Genomic DNA, 18207 nt, shown 5'->3' with positions numbered 1-18207 from the left:
CGTAGACCTGGAGCTGCTGGGACGCAAGCTCGCCAAGAGGCTGGGCGCAGCGAACACAGCTTTGGAGACTGCGCAGGAACGCGGTTTCGACCGTGGCATCGAGGTCAACGGTCAGCGCGTCACCACGCTGACCGAACGGCTCGACCGTCTGCGGGGACGCTGGCGTGAGCTGCGGGCGCAGGAAAACCAGCTGCGCACCGAGCTGCACACCTGGGGCATCGACCCGGAGGCCGTCCCCAAGCAGACGGTGCGCGAGGTCGCCGCCGCACAACCGGCCTGGCGGGAGCATCCCGCAACCGAGCGGCAACTGCGCACCATCGAGCGCCTGGCCGCGGAGGCGAACGTGCCGTTCGTCCTCGACGACGACATCACCAAAGGCCAAGCCCACGATCTGATCACGGCGATGCTCGCCGGCAACCTGCCCAACGCCCAGTTCACCGACCGTCCCGCCGGGCCGATGTTCATCCCGGCCGCGACACCGGCCGAGCCGGCCACACCACCTGCCCCAGCCGCTGCCGAGACATCCCAGGACGAAGAACCGCAGGTCGAGCAGCCGCGGCCGCGGCCGCGGATCGACCCCCTGGCCGACGTCGAGCGCCGGGTGCTCGAACGCCTCGCCGAACCGGACACCGACGCCGACACTGCCGCCAACCCGCAGGTCAACACCGCAGCGCAGTTCCTGTCGTGGGCCGACGGGCATTTCACGGTCAAAGCCCAGGTCGCCCTCGCGGATCTGATGGCCGATCGCGACTCGCTCACCGACGAGCAGTTCCTGGTGTGCCGAGTGATGCTGTCCGACCCGAAACGCTGGGGCGAGCTCGGGCACCGCGCTGCCGAGGCGTACTGGCAGGCCCGCACCGGCGAGCCGACACAGCATCCGGTCACCACCGAGGTCGCCGACGCGATCGTCGAGGCCCGCGCCGACGTCGAGCGTCCGTTCACCGAGGACTTCCTCGACACCACCCAGGCTGTACTCGACACCCAGGAGCCGGCCGAACCGGCCACCGCCGAGCAGCGCGGCGAGCACGTCGCCGCAGTGCAGGACGGGATCGACCAGGCCGCCACGGTCGAGGTCGATCAGTGGTGGGCACGAGGCCGCGCCGCCTATGACCCGGCCGATCCGCTGACGCTGCCGCAGCCGGACACCGATCCGCAGGTCGCCGCCGCGATCGGCAAGGTGCGCAGCCGCACGGGCCGCGATGAGATCCGCCACCAGTGGTTCGCCGGTGTCGAGCAGGCACGTCGCGAGGCCACCGCTGGCGAACGGCAGGCTCTGATCGCCGAGGTCGCCGTCGATCCGCGGCTGATCGCTCAGGTCGAAGGCCGGCGCCCGGACTACTTGCCGGCCGTGACCCGTTCCGAGGTCAAGAGCCTGATCGCCGAGGCCGCCCGCAAGGCGCCCCCGCTGCGCCAGGCCGCAGCGAAGGTACTGCTCGAACACCGGTTGCCGGACGAGCTGTATGAGCGGGCCTACGCCGAATGGGAGCGTGTGCACGGTCCCGAGCTGACCTGGGATCAGGGCACCGCCGCGCAGTGGACGGCGTGGATGACCATGCACGCCCGACGGGACCCGCTGCTCGGATCGTGGGTCGGGCTGCCGATGTACCCGCGCACCCCGATCATCGAGATCGGTATCGAGACCGCCTTCGAGGTCATGGCCGAAGAGCGCCCCGATCTGATCGCCGCCACCGCGGACATTCCCACCGAGCGTCTGGCTGCGGAGATGCGCGGGAACATCATCCCGAACCTGCCCGCACCCGACCCGTCGGAGCTGTCCGCCCAGTTCCGGGACGGGGCGGCCTACTGCGCCCTGACGTTGAAGGACCATCCGAACAGCAAGGTCGCCTACTTCCCGATGCGGGGCTGGGACTACACCCTCGGCGGCGAGAGCAGCTCCGTAACCTGCGGCCGCAACGCCCGGGCGGCAATCGGTGCGCTGCTCGAAGCCCGCAACATCGCGCTCCCGGAGTGGATCGAGCGGGCCTACCGGCCCTACGCCCAGGCCCGCGCCACCGTGCTGACCAGGGCGATCGCCTACGCCCGCAACAACGAGTTCTACCACGCTGCCGCCAGTGCGGACCTGCTGTGGCGCTACAGCCAATCCGGTTCCGCGGTTGCCGACCACGCACTCATCAAGGATGTGCGGCGCGGCATCATCGACCAGCTGCGCAGCGACTTCCCGGCCGAAACCGCCCTGCTCGACCGCTACGGCATCGACCTGGCCTGGACCCTTCAACACGATGTGGACCCGAAGGTTCTGCGCGAGCTTCGGGCAGCCGGGGACGACCTCTACAGCCTCACCCCGGCCGATCTGACCTTCGCCGGGGTCGGAGATGTGGTCATCGGCGACCCGGACGGCCGGCACGTGACGATCCGCTTGGGGCGGACACCGGGCAGCAAAGAACGCATCACCACCGTCGACGGCCGGCCCCGACCCGAGCTGACCCTGCGGGACGCGATCGCCGAAGCCCGCACCGTGCTCGCCGCCGAACACGACGGCGAGCAGCTCGACCCGCAGAACACCGCCGAGATCGGCCCACAGGCCGAGGCCGATGTCGACGCGGGAGCAGAACCGCAGCGCGAGGAGGCCGAACCGCCGTCCCCCCGAGTCGTAGCGCCTGCGATCGACGACGCAGGCGCGGTGATCTTCGACGAGGTCGACCCCGCTCCCACCGAGCCGTCGACCCCGACCGTCACCGACCCTGCCCTCGAGACGTCCGCAACCTCGTGGGTGCTCACCGAACACCTGATGGTCGGCCACGCCAGGCCGATCACCGATCCGGCCCCCGAGCCGGTTCTGGAGCAGGAAGAACCTGCCGCGCCCGCCGCGACCCCTCCGGCGGCGACCGTCGAGCCGGAGGCTGCCGCCTCGACCGATGAGGCGGCGCCCAGGACCCCGGCTGTGGACACCGACGAGCTGGTTGTTCCCGAGACCGAGTACGGCGAGCCGCTGTCGAGTCCCCTGTGGCGGGACAAGCGCCAGCTGGTGCGCGTCCGTAAGAAATCCGGCGCACACATCTGGGTTTCCCGCACCGCCGCCGCCAAGTACACCGCCGCAGCCAGCAGCGAGCTACCGGCCACCGCGGCCGCGGACCAGCCGACCGCGCCCGAGATGGTCGCGGAGACCGGCCTCGAGGAAAGCGCGCCGGCCGCCGAACACGGTGCCGACGCCGCGGTGGCCCGCCCTGCCGCCCCAGCCGCGGCGGTGCAGGACTTCGCCCTCGGAACCGAGGTGCTCGTCCCCAGCGGGGCGAAGGCCCGGGCACGGGCGAACATCGCCGCTCTGCGTCTGGTGCAGCACCTCGACCAGCAGCAGCGACCGGCCACCGCCGACGAGCAGGCGGTGCTGGCGCAGTGGTCCGGCTGGGGAGCGATCCCGGAGATCTTCGACAACCGAGCGAAGATCCTCGCGCAGTGGGGTAACGAGCACGCCGAGCTGCTGGACCTGCTCGGGGACAAGGGCTTCGCCCAGGCCCGTCAGACCACCCTGAACGCGCACTACACCGACCCCGCGGTGGTGGCGGAGCTGTGGCGGGCGGTGGCGCGGGCCGGGTTGCCCGACGGCGCCGTGGTGCTCGAGCCGGGCTGCGGGGCCGGCCACTTCGTCGGCACCGCACCGGAGTCGGTGCGCATGGTCGGCGTCGAGATCGAGCCGATCAGCGCGAAAATCGCACACTACCTGTATCCCTCGCAGCAGATCCGCAACCACGGCTTCGAGCGCAACTTCGCCCCCGAGAACACCTTCACCGGGGCGATCGGCAACGTACCGTTCGGCAAGTTCGCGCCCGTCGACCCGATCCACAACGCAGACGGTCTGTCCATCCACAACCACTTCATCGCCAAATCACTGGCGTTGACCGCTCCCGGTGGCTACGTCGCGGTGGTCACCTCGATGTTCACCTCCGATGCCCGCCGCGCCGAAGAACGCGCCGCGATCGTCGCCAAGGGGGATCTAATCGGGGCGGTACGCCTGCCCACCGGGGCATTCGACCGGCAGGCCGGCACCGACGTGGTCACCGACGTGCTGGTATTCCGCCGCCGCGACGACGGCGCCACCCCCACCGAGGACACCCTCGAATGGGCACAGCCCGCCGTCCAGGTCGAAGCGATCGACGCCAAGACCGGCGAAGCCGCCCACACCTGGATCAACCCATACTTCAAGAAGTACCCGCAGCGGGTGCTGGGCACCCTGACGGTCGGGGGCGGCATGTACGCCGGATCGTCGCTGCGCGTTGCCCCCACCACCACAAAGCCGCTGGCGACGCAGCTGCGCGAGCAGCTCGACCCGATCATCGACCAGGCCCTCGGTCGCGGACTCGGATTCACCGCCCCGGCCCCCGCTCCGGCGCAGGTCGAAGCGTTCACCACGCCGGGGCTGCGCACCGGAGCCGACCTCGATTCCCACGAGGTGCTGCCCGGTGCGATGCGCTTCAACGAAGCCGAGGACCGCTTCGAGCAGTTCACCCTCGGTCGCGGCTGGGCCGAGGTCGGCTGCCGCGGCAAGGACCTGGCCGAGCAGTGGAAGGTCATCACCGGTCTCGGTGAGACGGTGATGGAGCTGGCCGAGGCCAGCCGCTCGCGCACCGCCACCGTCGCCGACCGCGACGTCATCCGCGCCCGCCTGGGTGGGCTCTACGACCGCTACGTCGGCACATGGGGGCCGCTGAACCGCTTCAAGCTCACCGAACCGACCCCGCTGTCGGAAGACAAGATCGCCGCCCGCCTCGACAAGGCGATCGCCGAGTGGCGGATCAAGACCGGTCGCGAGGAGGCCCTCGCCGACGGGCTGGATCCGAAGGAGGCCGGCCCCTACACCGGGTCGATCCCCGACGAGGTGTACGAGGAGCTGTACGACAAGGCGTCCGAGCAGCCGCAACCGCGCCGCTATTCCGCGCATCTGCAAGGCGCGATCGCCCGAGATCCACGCCTGGGCATGGTTCTCGCCATCGAGAACTTCCAGTCGAAGTTCGACGGCAGCGACGCAGTGGCGACCAAGACGGCGATCTTCACCGAGGACACCACCCCGTTCAAGGACAAGGCCGCCAGCGCCGCCGACGTCGACGAAGCGCTGGCGATCAGCTTCGACGAGCTCGGACACATCTCGCCGCAGCGAGTCGCCGAGCTGCTGAACATGTCCGTCGAGGACGCGCTCGAGCAGGCTCAGGGGAAGATCTATCCGTCCCTGCACGACGCCGACCGGTGGGAATTGGCCACCGTGGCCCTGTCCGGGCAGGTGCGAGACAAGCTGGCGCGGGCGACGATCAAAGCCGGCGACGATCCTCGCTACGCGCCGCTGGTGGAGGCACTGGCAGAGGTGGTGCCGCCGGATGTGGATCCCGCCGAGATCGGGGTGCGCATCGGCGCGACCTGGGTGCCGATCGAGGACTACCGCGCGTTCTTGGTCGAGGAGTTCGGGCTGCGCCCGGACCGGCTGACCGTCGAACACGATCAGATCAGCGGAAACTGGCAGATCACCACCGATCAGCGCAGCCGCCACGAATTCTCCGGTGGCTACCCGGACAAGTACGGCAGTGCCCGGCTGCCGGGCGTGAAGATGGTCGAGCTGCTCGCCAACAACAAGCCGGTCCAGGTCAACAAGACCGGCGACGAGCTCGAACGCTCCCCGAAGCCGCGGTTCCACGTCAAGCTCACCGAGCAGGCGCAAGCCTCGGCCGCAGCCTTGCAGGAGCGGTTCGAACAATGGCTGTGGGAGGACGGCGACCGCTATGTGCGCCTGGCCCGCATCTTCAACGAGCGCTACAACTCCTACGTCAAGCCGGTCCACGACGCCAGCACCAAGTCGTTCCCCGGCATGAACGGCAAGTACACGCCGTACGACTACCAGGCCGCCGCCGTGACACGGTTCCTGCACGACGAGACGATCCTGCTCGACCACGTGGTCGGGGCCGGCAAGACCTTGACGATCACCGCCTCGTGCATGGAAGCCAAACGGCTCGGGCAGATCCGCCAGCCGTGGATCGTGGTGCCCAATCACCTGCTCGGGCAGTGGTCGGTCGAGGCCCGCGACGCCTATCCGAACGCGAACATCCTCGTCGCCGCCGACCTGGACGGGCGCGATGACCGGCAACGCTTCGTCGGGCAGAGCGCCGTCGGGGACTGGGACCTGGTGATCGTGCCGCAGTCGGTGTTCAGTCGCATCGCCATGCGCCGCGAAGCGCAGATCGAGTACCTCGAAGGCGAACTCGGTGAGCTGCGCGAGGCCCTCGACGCCGCCAACAGTCAAGGCGCGGAGTTCACGGTCAAGCAGATCGAGCAGGCGATCAAGAACGCCGAGGCCAGGGTCGAGAAGATCATCGCGGCCAAGGCCACCGACGAAGGCTTGACCTTCGAACAGTCGGGGTGTGACTTTTTGTTCATCGACGAGGCGCACGACTACAAGAACCTCACCCGCCCGTCCAACAGCGCAGATCTGGCGGTCACCAACGGCTCTCAGCGGGCCACCGACCTGGAGATGAAGGCCAAGTATCTGCGGGAGAAGGCCCGCGCCCTGGGCGCCGAGCAGGGGATGGCGCACGCGCCGGCCAAGGCGATCGCCTTCGCCACCGGCACTCCGATCAGCAATTCGCTGTCGGAAATCTGGGTGATGACCAAGTACCTGCGCCCGGACCTGCTGCACGAGGCCGGCCTGGGACGGATCGACAACTGGGCGGGTACCTTCGCCAAGCCGGTGTCGGTGCCGGAGATGAACACCACCGCCACCCGCATCCAGATGAAAACCCGCATGGCCGAATACGCCAACGTCCCGCAGCTGGTGGCGATGCTCGACCAGTTCCGGGACGTGGTGACCTCCGATCGGATCCCGGTGCGCCTGCCCGTCCTCGACGGCGGAGCCCCGAAGATCGTGGAGTTCGACATGGGACAGGACGCGATCGACGCGATGGCCGATCTGGATGTGCGCATGTCCCAGATCCAGGGCGATCGGATGGACCTGGACAACAGCCTCAAGATCGCCACCGACGGGCGGAATCTGACGATGTATCCGTCATTGGCGAACCTGGGTGCACCGGACCCGCAGCACAGCCGGGTCGAGCACGCCGCCGACCTGATCTGGCAGGTCCACCGCGACCACGCCGACCTGCACATCCCGGCCGACAAGTACGGCCCCGAGATGACCGGGGTGTTCCAGCTGGTGTTCTGCGACCGCGGCACCCCCAAGGCCGGTGCCGGCCCCAAGGCCCGCAATCTCTACACCGAGTTGCGCGACGCCCTGGTGGCCCGAGGGATGAAACCCGAGCACGTTGCCTTCATGCACGACTACGACAACCCCAGGGCCAAGGCCCGCCTGGTGCAAGCCTGCGCCGACGGGCGGATCCGGGTGCTGCTGACCTCCACCAAGAAGGGTGGCACCGGCCTGAACGTCCAACGGGCACTCAAGCAGATGATCAACCTCGACCCGGCGTGGACGGCTGCGGACATGGAACAACGTCTCGGCCGCATCATCCGTCAGGGCAACGTCCACGAGACCGTCAGCGTGGTCAACATGGTCGCCCGCCGCTCCTACGACGCGATGATGTACCAGTACGTCGCCCGCAAATCGAACTTCGTGTCGATGATCCGCAAGGCCGATGTGCCACCCACCATGGACGACATCGGCGGGGACCTGACCGTCTCGTGGGCGCAGAGCAAGGCCGCGGCCACGGGTGATCCGGTGTTCGTCGAGCAAGTCGAAGCCGACCAGAAGGTCGCCGAACTCGAAGCCCGTCGCGATGCGGTGCTCAATGCCAATGCGGCCCGCAATGCTGCGATCCGGGCACTGAGCCGGTCGATCACCGCCGACGAGAAGCGGCTGCCCGAGGTCCGGGAGGTCGCCGGCAAGCTCGCCGCCTGGAGCGGCATCGACGACCGTGCCCAGAAAAAGTGGGCGTTCCCCGACGCCACGATCCCCGACTCGCAGACTGCGGATCTGGCCGATGCCCTGCGAGGGTCGTTGATCCGGCTCAAAGACGAGGTGACCCGCAGCAGTGACGAGCAGGTTTTCGGTGTCATCGGCGGGGTGCCGCTGAGCCTGGGCTACAGCCAGATCCTCGGCCAGTTCTACGTCACCGTCGGGGAGGAAACCGCCTGGTACGAGCGGGATCGGTTCTTCAACGTCCTCGAACGCTCCACCGGAGCGCAGGGAATGCTGTCCACCATCCGCAAGATCGCCGATCGCGCCGACCGGCACATCACCACCATCGAGTCGCGGATCGAACACAACCGTCGCCGACTCGCCGAGGCCGAGGCCGAGCCGGAACTCGACTTCACCGACACGGCCGAACTCGAGGCCGCGAAGCTGCGGGCCGAGGAACTGCGGCTCGAAGTCAACGCCCGCGAGAACTCTCCCGAGGCGTTGCGCCGAGTCCGCGAAGACCAGCAGCGACGGGCTGCGGACGGGCAGTACCCGCAGTGGACTCTGGATCTGAACCCGACCGATGCGTGGGCCGAACACCGGAACATGAGCAAGGCCGAGCTCATCGCCTCGGTGCCCGAGCGCATGGCCGCAGCCCGGCAAGAATGGCTCGACGGCGCCGAGATGCGCGAGGCGAACCGCAAGGCCGATCCGTGGGTGGCCCTCGACGACACCGAAGCGATCTGGCAGTACGGCTTCGACTCGGGCAGCGGCCGGCCCGGCGCGCGAGTGCGCTGGGACGATCGGCAATGGCACCTCGAAGTCTGGGACGGGGGCGGCAACGTCGAACGTGACGCCGTGAACACCCGCAGCGAAGCATTCGGTATCGCTGCACGGGCGGTCGAGAAGTTCGCCGCCGAGCAGAACATCAGCCGCGAAGCCATCCACCGGGCCGGCTTCGCCCGCCGTGACAGCCTCGACGTCACAGCGGTCACCGGGACCGCCAGCATGGTTGACGAAGTGACTCCTCGGAAGATCTCCGAGAAAGTCAATGCTGTCGTCGAGCCGACCGAGGCGGTTATCCAACCGATCGATGCCGTGGTGGAACCGACCGACGCGGTGACAGCCACCGAGAGCACCTATGTGCTCGACGAGACCCTCGAAGAGGGATTGAGGGCGGCCAGTGACATTCGACCGCTACGTCCCGTCGATCCGCGCACCGGGACGGAGCGCCCGCAGTACACCGACCCGATGCGGCAGTACGAGGCCGGTTACGAGGGCGGCTACGACGACGGTCGCGCCGTCTGACCACGACCGTCACACTCGACACCACAGATGGGGAGGGACCGATCCCGGTCCTGCCCCATCACCGCACACCCCAGGGAAGGCACCGTGGACCCGCACATCACCGAAGCTGAAGCCCGCGCAGATATTGCCGACATGGAACCGATCATGGCGATCGAAGGTCGCCAGATGAGCGACGGCGACAAGGAACTGTTGGTTGATCTGATCCGGGGAACCAAGACCTTCGAAGAGATCAGCAAAATACTCGCCCGCGAAGCCGGCTACGAGATCGACTGAAATGACCCCGCGATATTCACAAGAGTGGCTGGACTACTTCATTCCCGACACGATCGAATGGACCCCGGACGAGATGCCCGACATCAGCCGCGCCGTGATGAAGAACCTGGTCCTGCAATCAGACCGGTGGCCGCACGGCTTCCCGGACGCCCAGACCGTGCACCGCGCCGAAGGCATCGCGTCTTACCAGCGAATGCGGGAACTGACCGAACGACCCCTCCCGGGCCGCTACGACCTGGATCACTTCCAGCGCACTCACTACCACCTGTTTCAGGACGTCTACCCTTGGGCCGGGCAACTACGCACTGCCCCGCAGGACTGGCCGATGGTCAAGTGGGGGCCGGACGTCGCCGCCATCCGCAACGGGCAAAACCGCGTCACCGAAATTCCGCACAAGTATTTCAAGGCCCGCGAAGTCCCTCAGGCCGCTAAAGTCGTTCTCGACCGCATCGCTGTTAAAGACAATCTGCGCGGACTTGCCCGCAGCGACTTCATCGGCGAACTGACCACAGTGTGGCTGCGGATAAACTTCGTCCATCCATTTCGTGAGGGCAACACCCGTACTCAATTCGCCTTTTTCCGGCAACTGTCCGCCGAAGCCGGTTACAGGCTCGACACCGATCGCTTCCAAGCCGTCAGCAAGACCGAGCTGAAGCAGAACCCCCTGGTCGGGGACCTGCGTGAGCAGTTCGTCTGGGGACGTTTCGAGTACATGCAGAACGGCGACACCGGCCTGATGCGCGACGTGCTGGACATGGCGATCACCGAGGTGGTCGATCCTGTTCCCGCCGGTCCGGCCATCGACCACGGTGTTGATCTGCGCGCTATCACCGCCGCCATGTCCGCGCACCCACGCTCTGTTCACGACTTCTCCGCCAATACCTCCACGCCGGGTCCTGTGACTCCACCCGTGGACGCGCCTCGCAGCCGACCCACCCTCGACCTCGACTTCTAGACGGATACGTAACCGGCGGTTGGCGGTGCCGGCAGCATCGCCACCGACACTCGCATCTACGACATGGCGCATCCACCCCCCGCCGCGCCTGCCGGTCAGGGTTCTGCAGAGGAAAGTGGACCGCCATCGCTGGCCCGCCGTGCATCACCGAGCACCACCCAAAAGTGTTGCAGCGAGCAACAACAGGGTGAAACTGCTGCATACACGCACTATCATGAGAGCGATCCGTGCAGAGGGCGCAGATGGTTCGAGCCGAGGAGGTGTACAGATGAGCGTGGTCACACCGAAGACTGTGCGTCAGCAGCTCGTGCAGTCCGCCGTGCTCGACAAGATCATCACCACCGGTCTGTCGGTCGACACCGAACCGGTGCGCCGCAGCCTGCAAACGATCCGCCGTCAGGTGAACCGGAGCCCACTGATGGAGCGCTACCTGGACCGATGGGACATGATCGTCCGCACCAACGACATCGATGACATCCGCCGGATCGTCGAGACGGACGACGACACCAGCCGGGAAATGCGCAACCTGTCCCCCCTGTCGGTTCTGCTCAGCGATGACGAACGTCGCCGCGTCCTCACCGAATTCAGAACCAGACTCAAAGCTACTGCGCAGCGGTGAACCGGGACGAACTCGGACGGGCGATCAAGGCCGCGTGCGCCAACCTCGACGAACCTCGCGTGATCGTGCTCGGTTCCCAATCGATCCTCGGCAGCTTCGACATCACCGCCCTGCCTCCGGCCGCCTTCCTCTCGCGAGAAGTCGACATCCTGCCCCTGAGTGGGATCACCGATCCACCTGCCGTCGAAGACAAGCTGCTGCTCCTCGATGCCCGACTCGGCGAGGGCTCGCCTTTCCACATGTCCTTCGGTTTCTACGTCGAAGGCATCCACAAAGACGTCGTAGTCCTGCCCCGACACTGGGAACACCGCCTCGTCCACTTCATCGTCGACGACGACACCTCCACCCTCTACGGCCGAACCGGATTGTGCCTGGACCCAGTGGATCTGTGCGTGTCGAAAACGATCGCCGGCCGCGAGAAAGACTACGAATTCGTCGCCGCCCTGGTCGCAGAACAACTCGTGCGAGCCGCCGACATCCGCGCCCGCATCGACAGCGGAATCGAGTGGCCACCGACCTACACCGAGAACAAGGATCTCTGCCTCGATCGAGCGCGGAACTGGCTGAGCAGTCTGGCCGACCCCACCGCGACCTCGGCCAAGGAAGATCCTGCCTCTAATGCTCCGGCGTCGGTGGCCGCCGACATCGCCACCGCTCTCCTCGGCCATCCCCGCTCGGTCGAGCAGATGCTCAACAGCAAGAACCGAGGTGAGAACCCCTCGACGTCCGCTGCTCCCCCTGACACCGGACCGACCCGAGAAGCCGGACCCGACCTCTCTCAATGAGTGCTGTACGAATCTGCCTCCACAGACCGGCGTGCGAATACCGAACCAGACGGAAATAATGGAAAAACAGAACTTGTGCGCCAGTCGGCTAGGGGTAGCCGTAGCATTTGCCGAAAATCGGGCGGATATGGCGTAGTGCCCGGTCGGTGATCCGCTCGGCCTGTTGGGTCGAAACGATCGTCTGTCTCGCCACCGGCTCCTGGCGGGCGCGGCGTATCCGCCCAGCTCGCCGACGATCCGATTCGGGCCAGAACTCGTGTGGGACGTAAGGGCCCGCAACCCAAGGTTGTCAGGAAGTGCAAAGTAGCGGGATCCTGACGACAGGCTGGTGAATTCTCAGGCTCGTGGTGCAGCACTGCTGACGATGCGGTGGATGGTGGAGCGGCCGACGCTGTATTCCTCGGCCAGGTCCGCCAGGCTCGCGTCGTCGGCGGGGTCGTGGTAGCGGCGGTGGATTGTTTTCCGTGCCGTGAGAGGAAGTTTCGGCTGCTTGCCCTTGAGCCTGCCTTTCGCGCGGGCCTTGGCCATGCCCTCGCGGGTGCGTAGGTGGTTGAGGTTGGCCTCGAATTCGGCGACCATGGCCAAGGTTTGCAGGAAGAGCTTGCCGAACGGGTCGTTCCAGTCGTAGATCGAGCTCCCGAGTCCGAACAGCACCTCGCGCTCGCGCAGTTCGGTCAGGGTCTGGCCTGCTTCGGCCATGTTGCGTGCGAATCGGTCGAACTTCGGCGTGGTCAGCACTACCTGTCGCCCGTCGATGGCCGCCGCGGCGGAGGTGACGGCGGCGAGTGCGTTGTCGAGCCCGGCCCGGTTCTTGCGGGTGGTCCCGGAGAACCCTTTGTCGATGAAGATCCGCTCACGCGGCACTCCGAGCGCCAATAGCTGCTCGGTTTGGATCTCGACGTCTTGTTCGTCGGTGGAGCAGCGGCAGTATCCGACGCGGAACGGCTCACCCATGCCGAAAGTGTTCCAGATAGCGGGGGTTGACCGGCACAGTCAGCGGAACACCTCTACGGAACACCGGTGAGCTGGGCCGACGTTGGCTCTGCGTGGTGTTCCGGTGGCCGATCCGGTTACGGAACAGGTCAGGGGGTGTTATCGGTGTGTGGGGGTGTGTTGTGGGTGAGGAAGTGGTTGACGTCGACGGTGAGGAACAGGGCGGTGGCGGTGGTGATCACGTGGGCGTGGTCGTTTTCGATGGTGGCTTGCAGGTGGAGTTTGCGGCCGTCGCGGGCGTGGATGTGGGCGCGGAGGGTGTAAGGGGTGTCGAGCAGGATCGGGGCGAGGTAGTCGATGGCAAGGTGGCGGGTGACCGCGGGTTCCCCGACGGTGTAGAGCAAGAGTCCGAACAGTTCGTCGAGGACGGTGGCGACCGCGCCGCCGTGGGCGATCGCGGGGGCGCCGACGTGGCGAGAGTCGAAGCGGTGGTGGGCGTGGACGCCGTGTGCGTCGCGGCGGGCGCGTAGCTGGTGGCCGTGGGGGTTGGCCGGTCCGCAGCCGAGGCAGTGGTCGTGGTGGGGTGGCAGGTCGGCGGAGTCGGGTGCGAGCACAGGGAAGGCGGGAATCCAGTCCGGGACCTGTCGGGGCTCGGGTGTATGGGTGCTGGGTGTGTTCTCGGTCATGGGCGCTTTCTGTGGGGTGTGTCTACCGTGCGGTGGTGAAGAGGATGTCGCAGTGGGCTTTGCGGGCGAGCTCGATCGGTGGGGTAGTCAGCAGCCGGGCCAGCAGCGGTGGCCGGTGGGGATCGGCGGTGACAATGAGGTCGGCGCCGGTGGCGGCGGCCAGGTGCAGCAGCGCGTGCGGGGCGGGTTCGGACAGGATGTGGGTTTCGATGTCGGTGGCGCCGTGGGCGAGGGCGTGCTGGTGGGCGGTCCGCAGGATGGCCTCGGTGGGAGTGGTGCCGCGTAGCTGGTAGGCGTCGGGTCCGAGCCGGTCGAGGTCCGCCCCGAGCTCACGTGCGTCGATGTGGTGGCGGGCGCAGATGATCAGGAGCCGGGCGTGGGTGGCGTGGGCGAGTTCGGCGGCGTGGTCGACCACACGGTAGGAGCGGTCGGATCCGTCGGTGTCGACGATGATCGTGCGATAGGCCGTCATGACGGGCGTCTTTCACGAGAAGGGAGCGTGTTTTGCGGGGGAAATGGTCGAGATGTATCGGCGGCGTGGTGCGCGGCCGGGGGCCAGTACTGCCAGCACGATCGCCCCGACGGTGGTGAGGGCGGCCAGGGCGAGCGCGGCCTGGCCGCTGCCGTGCACGAACGCGGCCTTGGCGAACTCGGCCAGCGGTGCGGCCACCGGTCCGGCCTGGTCGGCGACCTGCAGCGCCGCGGCCAGGGAATCGGCGACCGGGCCGCGGGCGGGCTCGGGCAACTGGGGCAGGGCGGGCTGGATGCGGTGGGTGTAGCCGGCGGCCAGCACGCTGCCGGCCACGGCGATCCCGATCGCGGCGCCGATCTCGCGGGCGGCGTCGTTGACCGCGGCGGCGACCCCGTGTTTGGCCTCGGGGGTGTCGGCGACGATGGCATAGGTCGCCGGCGCGGTGCACAATCCCAGGCCCGCGCTCATGATCAGCAGCGGCCACAGCAGGTCGAGGTAGTGCGCGGCGAGTGTCAGCCGGCTCACCAGCACCAGCCCGGCGGCGATGGTGAGCAGGCCGGCCACGGTCATCACCCGTAACCCGACCAGGCTCGACAGCCACGGCGCGATCACCGAGATCACGACCAGCGGCACCACCATCGGCGCCAACGCCAGCGCCGAGGCCAGCGGCCCGTAACCGAAGACCAGCTGCAGGTACTGCACAAGCAGCAGGAATACCCCGAAGGTGACCAGGAACTGGATGGTCACCGACAGCGACCCGGCACCGAAACCACGGCGGGCGAACAACCGCACATCCAGCAGCGGCGCCGCCGAGCGCAGCTCGACGACCACGAAGGCCGCCGTCGCGGCCACGCCGACCCCGGCGGCGGCGGCGACGAGCGGGTCGGCCCAGCCGCGCGCGGGGAACTCGATCACGGCGAACACGATCGCCGCGACAGCGACCGCCACCGCCACCGCGCCCACCCAGTCCACCTGCGGATGCTCGCGCTGGCGGGACTCGGCGATGGTGCACGCCAACCCCGCCAGCACCGCCCCGGCCACGGTCAACCCTACGAACACCGATAGCCACGACCATCGTTCGAGCAGCACCCCGGCACCGAGAATCCCCAGTATCGCCCCGGATCCGGCGACCCCGGCCCATATCCCCACCGCCCGGCCGCGATGAGCGGGGGCGAACCCTGCAGTGAGGATCGACAGCGTCGAGGGCATCACCAGCGCGGCGCCTGCCCCGGCCAGCGCGCGCGTCGCGATCAACCAGGCCGGGTCGGACAGCAGCAGCGGCAGCGCCGAGGCGGCGGCGAACACCACCAACCCCACCACCAGCACCACGCGGCGCCCGTAACGGTCACCGACGGCGCCGGCGGGCAGCACCAGACACGCCAGCACCAGCGTGTAGCCGTCGACGATCCAGGTCAGCTGGGCTTGGGTGGCCCCGGTCGCAAGCGCGATCTGCGGCAACGCCGAATACAACGCCGCCATCGCCGCGACCACCAGCGCCACCGCCAGGCACGACACCGCCAGCATCCACCACTGGGCCCTGGTCCAGCGGGCGATCTCGACAGTGTCCGTTCCGGGTGTGGCCACCGGCACCTCCCCGACTTTGAAGACCAACGGTATCTGTACGAGACCATTCGTATCATAGTGGTTGGGGGGTGGGATAGAGTTCACCCATATCAAGAGTTCAACGACACGAATTCGGAGGAAGGCGCGTCCATGACCGACCCAGGCCCGGCGGCGACCGACCCGCTCGCCGCGGACGACGAGCAGGCCGATCCGCGACTGGCGCGCTCACGCAACCGGTTGCTCGACGCGGCCACCCATCTGCTGTCCACCGGCGGTGTCGAGGCGGTCACCGTCGAGGCGGTCACCCGCGTGTCGAAGGTCGCCCGCGCCACCCTCTACCGGCACTTCGGCAGCACCACCCAGCTGCTCGCGGCGACTTTCGAACGACTACTTCCCCAGGTCGACACACCGACCGGCACCGGGCCCGTGCGTGAGCGGCTCCTGGCGCTGCTCGCCAGCCAGGCCGACCTCATCGAACAGGCTCCGGTGCAGATGACCACCCTGGCCTGGCTGGCGATGGGTTCCATCGGCGAGGACCACCCCGACCCGGCCGCGGTCACCTCGCTGCGCGCGCGCGTCATCGAGCAGTACCGCCACCCGTTCGACCAGATCCTCACCAGTCCCGAGGCCCGCGCGATGCTCGGCGAGCTCGACACCACCTTCGCCATCATCGAACTCCTCGGCCCGATCGTGTTCGCCCGTCTCACCGGATTACGCAGCATCGACCACGACGACTGCACCCGGCTCGTCGACAACTTCCTCACCGCCCACCGAACACCCACGCCAGCAGACACCGCTATCGACATCGCCACGCCGTAACCACGGGCCCCGGTTCCGCGCGGTCAGAACAAGGTGTCGCGCACCCGCAGCGGCCGGTACCCGGTCGGGCCCAGCTGGGCCAGCTCGGCGTCGATGTCGACCTCGATCGCGCCGAAGAAGTTGATGTTGGCACTGTGGGCCGGGCTGATGTGGGCCAGGACCTCGTCATCGATACGCTGCCCGGTCCGGCGCATCTGCTCGACAGCGAACCCGTAATACTCTGTGGTCCAGGCGATCACAGCGTTGGTCGTCAAGGTCAGGCACCAGGCCTGCTCGGTCTGGTCCTCGAGGTGGCGCGCCCGGATCATCCCCTCATGGGCATAGAGCAGGTCGCGGCGCAGCGCGTGCAGCGACTCGCCCTTGTTGAGCTGCCGCGAGATCTTGCGCCGGTAGTCCGGATCGGAGAGGTATCTCGCGGCGTAAATGGTGCGCCGCAGCGCCCCGTACTCCTTGAGCGCCGCGGCCAGGGTGTTCTGCCGCCCCGACGCCGACAGCTTGCCGACCAACAGCGACGCGGTGGCGTGCCCGAACTTCAGCGATCCGGCCAACCGCAGCAGATCGTCCCAGTGCTCGGCGATCAAACCCAGGTTGGCCTTGCGGGTCATCAGCGGGCCGCGTGCGGGAACCGGGCCTCGGCCTCGGCGCGCGGGCCCGGCCGGTACAGGGTGATCCGCCCCAGATCCCGGATCCGTGGCGAGAGCTGCATCCCGAGCAGGTCGAACAACCCGAAGTTGACCAGGGTGACCCCGTGGGTGTCGGTGGCGTGCTCGGTGATCGGCAGATCGGTGGCGTTGCCCAGGATCTCATCGAGCACGTAGTGGGCTTCGCGTTTGGTCGCCACGATGACCTTGGTGCCGTAGGTGGCGTGGGTGTCGCTGACATGGGTGTAGGTCGACAGGCCCTCGCTGGCGAAATAGCGGCTCAACGGCCGCGCCGTGGTCGACTTACCGCGCGTCGGGAAACGCTGCCCGTCGCTCGACGACAGTGTTCCGGCGCCGAACACCGCGGTCAGCGGCAGCCGCTGGTGGTAGCCGACCAGTACCAGGTTGGCCGCGCGCAGGGTCTCCTCGCGCACATACCACTCGTCGGTCCAGGCCAGGATGTCGTAGGTGATTCCGCACGCCTCGGCCATCCGGGTCAACCCCAGGTTCGTCGAGTGCGCCAGCAGTACCGCGATCAGGTTGCGTTTGAGCTCCGGCGTCCGGGTGGCCTGACCGCCGGCGTGGGTGAAGCAGTCCAGGTAGCCGGTGCGTTTGTCCAGCTCGATCAGCAGCGACACGATCGGCGCGAACGGCAGCATTTCGGTCAGCTCGGCCTTGAGCGTGATCGCCTCGGCGGGAACATCTTCCGCGCTCAGCGGCGAGATCACCAGATCCCCGCCCTCGTCCAGCCGGACCGGGCCGTCCCCGCCGGCCAGCACCTCCTCCAGCTCACCGAGAGCGTCGTGCAGTTCGGCGACCACGGTGGCCAGCGCGACGCCAGGATCGGCGGATCGCCCGACCAGGCCGCAGAACTCAACGCGTTGCGGTTCCCACTGCCCGGTGGTGAGCAGGTAGGCGGCCGGGTCGGCGTAACGGCGCGAGCCCGGCACGAACACATCCCCGCTGCGCAACCCGTCACGCAATCCGAGCAGCACACACAACTCCCAGTAGTGCCGATACGCGGTCGCGCTGCCGGATTTGCGGGCCTCGTCGAGGTAGCCGCGCCACTTCATCGGCACGAACCCGGTCGGGGCGTCATCGAAGACCTTGCGCCGCCCGGTCGCGTTCAACTCGCGCAGCATGTTCACCGCGATCAGCAACTCGGTCGCGGCGGTACCGCCGCAGAAGCGCACCGCTTCGAGCACCGCGGGGGTGAACTGACGCAGGTAGTTGTAGGAGGAATCCAACGCCGCCAGATGCCCGTGATCACGCGGCAACCTGGGCTTGGCCTGGGCGATCGCCGC

Annotated in this window: 10 protein-coding genes and 1 pseudogene; 6 read left to right on the top strand and 5 right to left on the bottom strand. The window is 67.8% G+C overall.

Translation table 11 applies throughout. The annotated features are described in order from the left end of the window. Positions 1-61: 61 nt before the first annotated feature. The 5 genes from BLV31_RS00055 (at position 62) to BLV31_RS00035 (ending at position 11789) form a co-directional block, all read left to right on the top strand. Positions 62-9157: a helicase-like domain-containing protein gene (locus BLV31_RS00055; protein WP_064061717.1), complete on the top strand. Its 9096-nt coding sequence runs from the start codon at positions 62-64 to the stop codon at positions 9155-9157. Between the two features lie 84 nt (positions 9158-9241). Then, a complete protein-coding gene (locus BLV31_RS00050; protein ID WP_064061716.1) occupies positions 9242-9430 on the top strand; it encodes a hypothetical protein in 189 nt (62 codons plus the stop codon). A 1-nt stretch (position 9431) separates the two neighbouring features. Next, on the top strand, positions 9432-10385 hold the full coding sequence (locus BLV31_RS00045) for a Fic/DOC family protein (RefSeq protein WP_064061715.1): 954 nt from the start codon (positions 9432-9434) through the stop codon (positions 10383-10385). Positions 10386-10653: 268 nt separating this feature from the next. Beyond that, positions 10654-11004 carry a hypothetical protein gene (locus tag BLV31_RS00040; RefSeq protein WP_064061714.1) on the top strand — a complete coding sequence of 117 codons (351 nt, stop codon included), beginning with the start codon at positions 10654-10656 and terminating at the stop codon, positions 11002-11004. Next, positions 11001-11789 (top strand): hypothetical protein, encoded by a 789-nt coding sequence (locus BLV31_RS00035; protein ID WP_064061713.1) that lies wholly within the window; start codon positions 11001-11003, stop codon positions 11787-11789. The genes BLV31_RS00040 and BLV31_RS00035 overlap by 4 nt, the downstream gene beginning before the upstream one ends. A gap of 336 nt (positions 11790-12125) precedes the next feature. Here the strand turns inward: BLV31_RS00035 and BLV31_RS00030 are convergent, their stop codons facing one another. The 4 genes from BLV31_RS00030 to BLV31_RS00015 all read right to left on the bottom strand — a co-directional run bounded on the left by BLV31_RS00030 (position 12126) and on the right by BLV31_RS00015 (position 15464). Then, positions 12126-12743 carry a recombinase family protein gene (locus BLV31_RS00030; RefSeq protein WP_006553200.1) on the bottom strand — a complete coding sequence of 206 codons (618 nt, stop codon included), beginning with the start codon at positions 12741-12743 and terminating at the stop codon, positions 12126-12128. Positions 12744-12871: 128 nt separating this feature from the next. Then, positions 12872-13408 carry a PaaI family thioesterase gene (locus BLV31_RS00025; protein ID WP_006553199.1) on the bottom strand — a complete coding sequence of 179 codons (537 nt, stop codon included), beginning with the start codon at positions 13406-13408 and terminating at the stop codon, positions 12872-12874. Between the two features lie 22 nt (positions 13409-13430). After that, positions 13431-13880, bottom strand: coding sequence for a universal stress protein (locus BLV31_RS00020; RefSeq protein WP_006553198.1), 450 nt, complete (start codon positions 13878-13880; stop codon positions 13431-13433). A 12-nt stretch (positions 13881-13892) separates the two neighbouring features. Beyond that, the gene (locus BLV31_RS00015; protein WP_039583601.1) at positions 13893-15464 is read right to left on the bottom strand and encodes an MFS transporter; all 1572 of its coding nucleotides are present in this window, start codon (positions 15462-15464) and stop codon (positions 13893-13895) included. 129 nt (positions 15465-15593) lie between these two features. Here BLV31_RS00015 and BLV31_RS00010 point away from each other — a divergent pair, with 129 nt between their 5' ends. Further along, the gene (locus BLV31_RS00010; protein WP_006554624.1) at positions 15594-16262 is read left to right on the top strand and encodes a TetR/AcrR family transcriptional regulator; all 669 of its coding nucleotides are present in this window, start codon (positions 15594-15596) and stop codon (positions 16260-16262) included. A gap of 23 nt (positions 16263-16285) precedes the next feature. Here BLV31_RS00010 and BLV31_RS00005 read toward each other — a convergent pair. Beyond that, positions 16286-18207, bottom strand: a pseudogene (locus tag BLV31_RS00005) (Tn3 family transposase); the annotation flags it as partial.

This window comes from Rhodococcus pyridinivorans, from assembly GCF_900105195.1.
Lineage (GTDB): Bacteria > Actinomycetota > Actinomycetes > Mycobacteriales > Mycobacteriaceae > Rhodococcus > Rhodococcus pyridinivorans.
This window is presented reverse-complemented; position numbering and strand designations above follow the sequence as displayed.

Coding starts and splice junctions, on each gene's coding strand:
- BLV31_RS00020 (WP_006553198.1), bottom strand. CDS start 13,880: ATGACGGCCTATCGCACGATCATCGTCGACACCGACGGATCCGACCGC.
- BLV31_RS00030 (WP_006553200.1), bottom strand. CDS start 12,743: ATGGGTGAGCCGTTCCGCGTCGGATACTGCCGCTGCTCCACCGACGAA.
- BLV31_RS00040 (WP_064061714.1), top strand. CDS start 10,654: ATGAGCGTGGTCACACCGAAGACTGTGCGTCAGCAGCTCGTGCAGTCC.
- BLV31_RS00025 (WP_006553199.1), bottom strand. CDS start 13,408: ATGACCGAGAACACACCCAGCACCCATACACCCGAGCCCCGACAGGTC.
- BLV31_RS00010 (WP_006554624.1), top strand. CDS start 15,594: ATGACCGACCCAGGCCCGGCGGCGACCGACCCGCTCGCCGCGGACGAC.
- BLV31_RS00045 (WP_064061715.1), top strand. CDS start 9,432: ATGACCCCGCGATATTCACAAGAGTGGCTGGACTACTTCATTCCCGAC.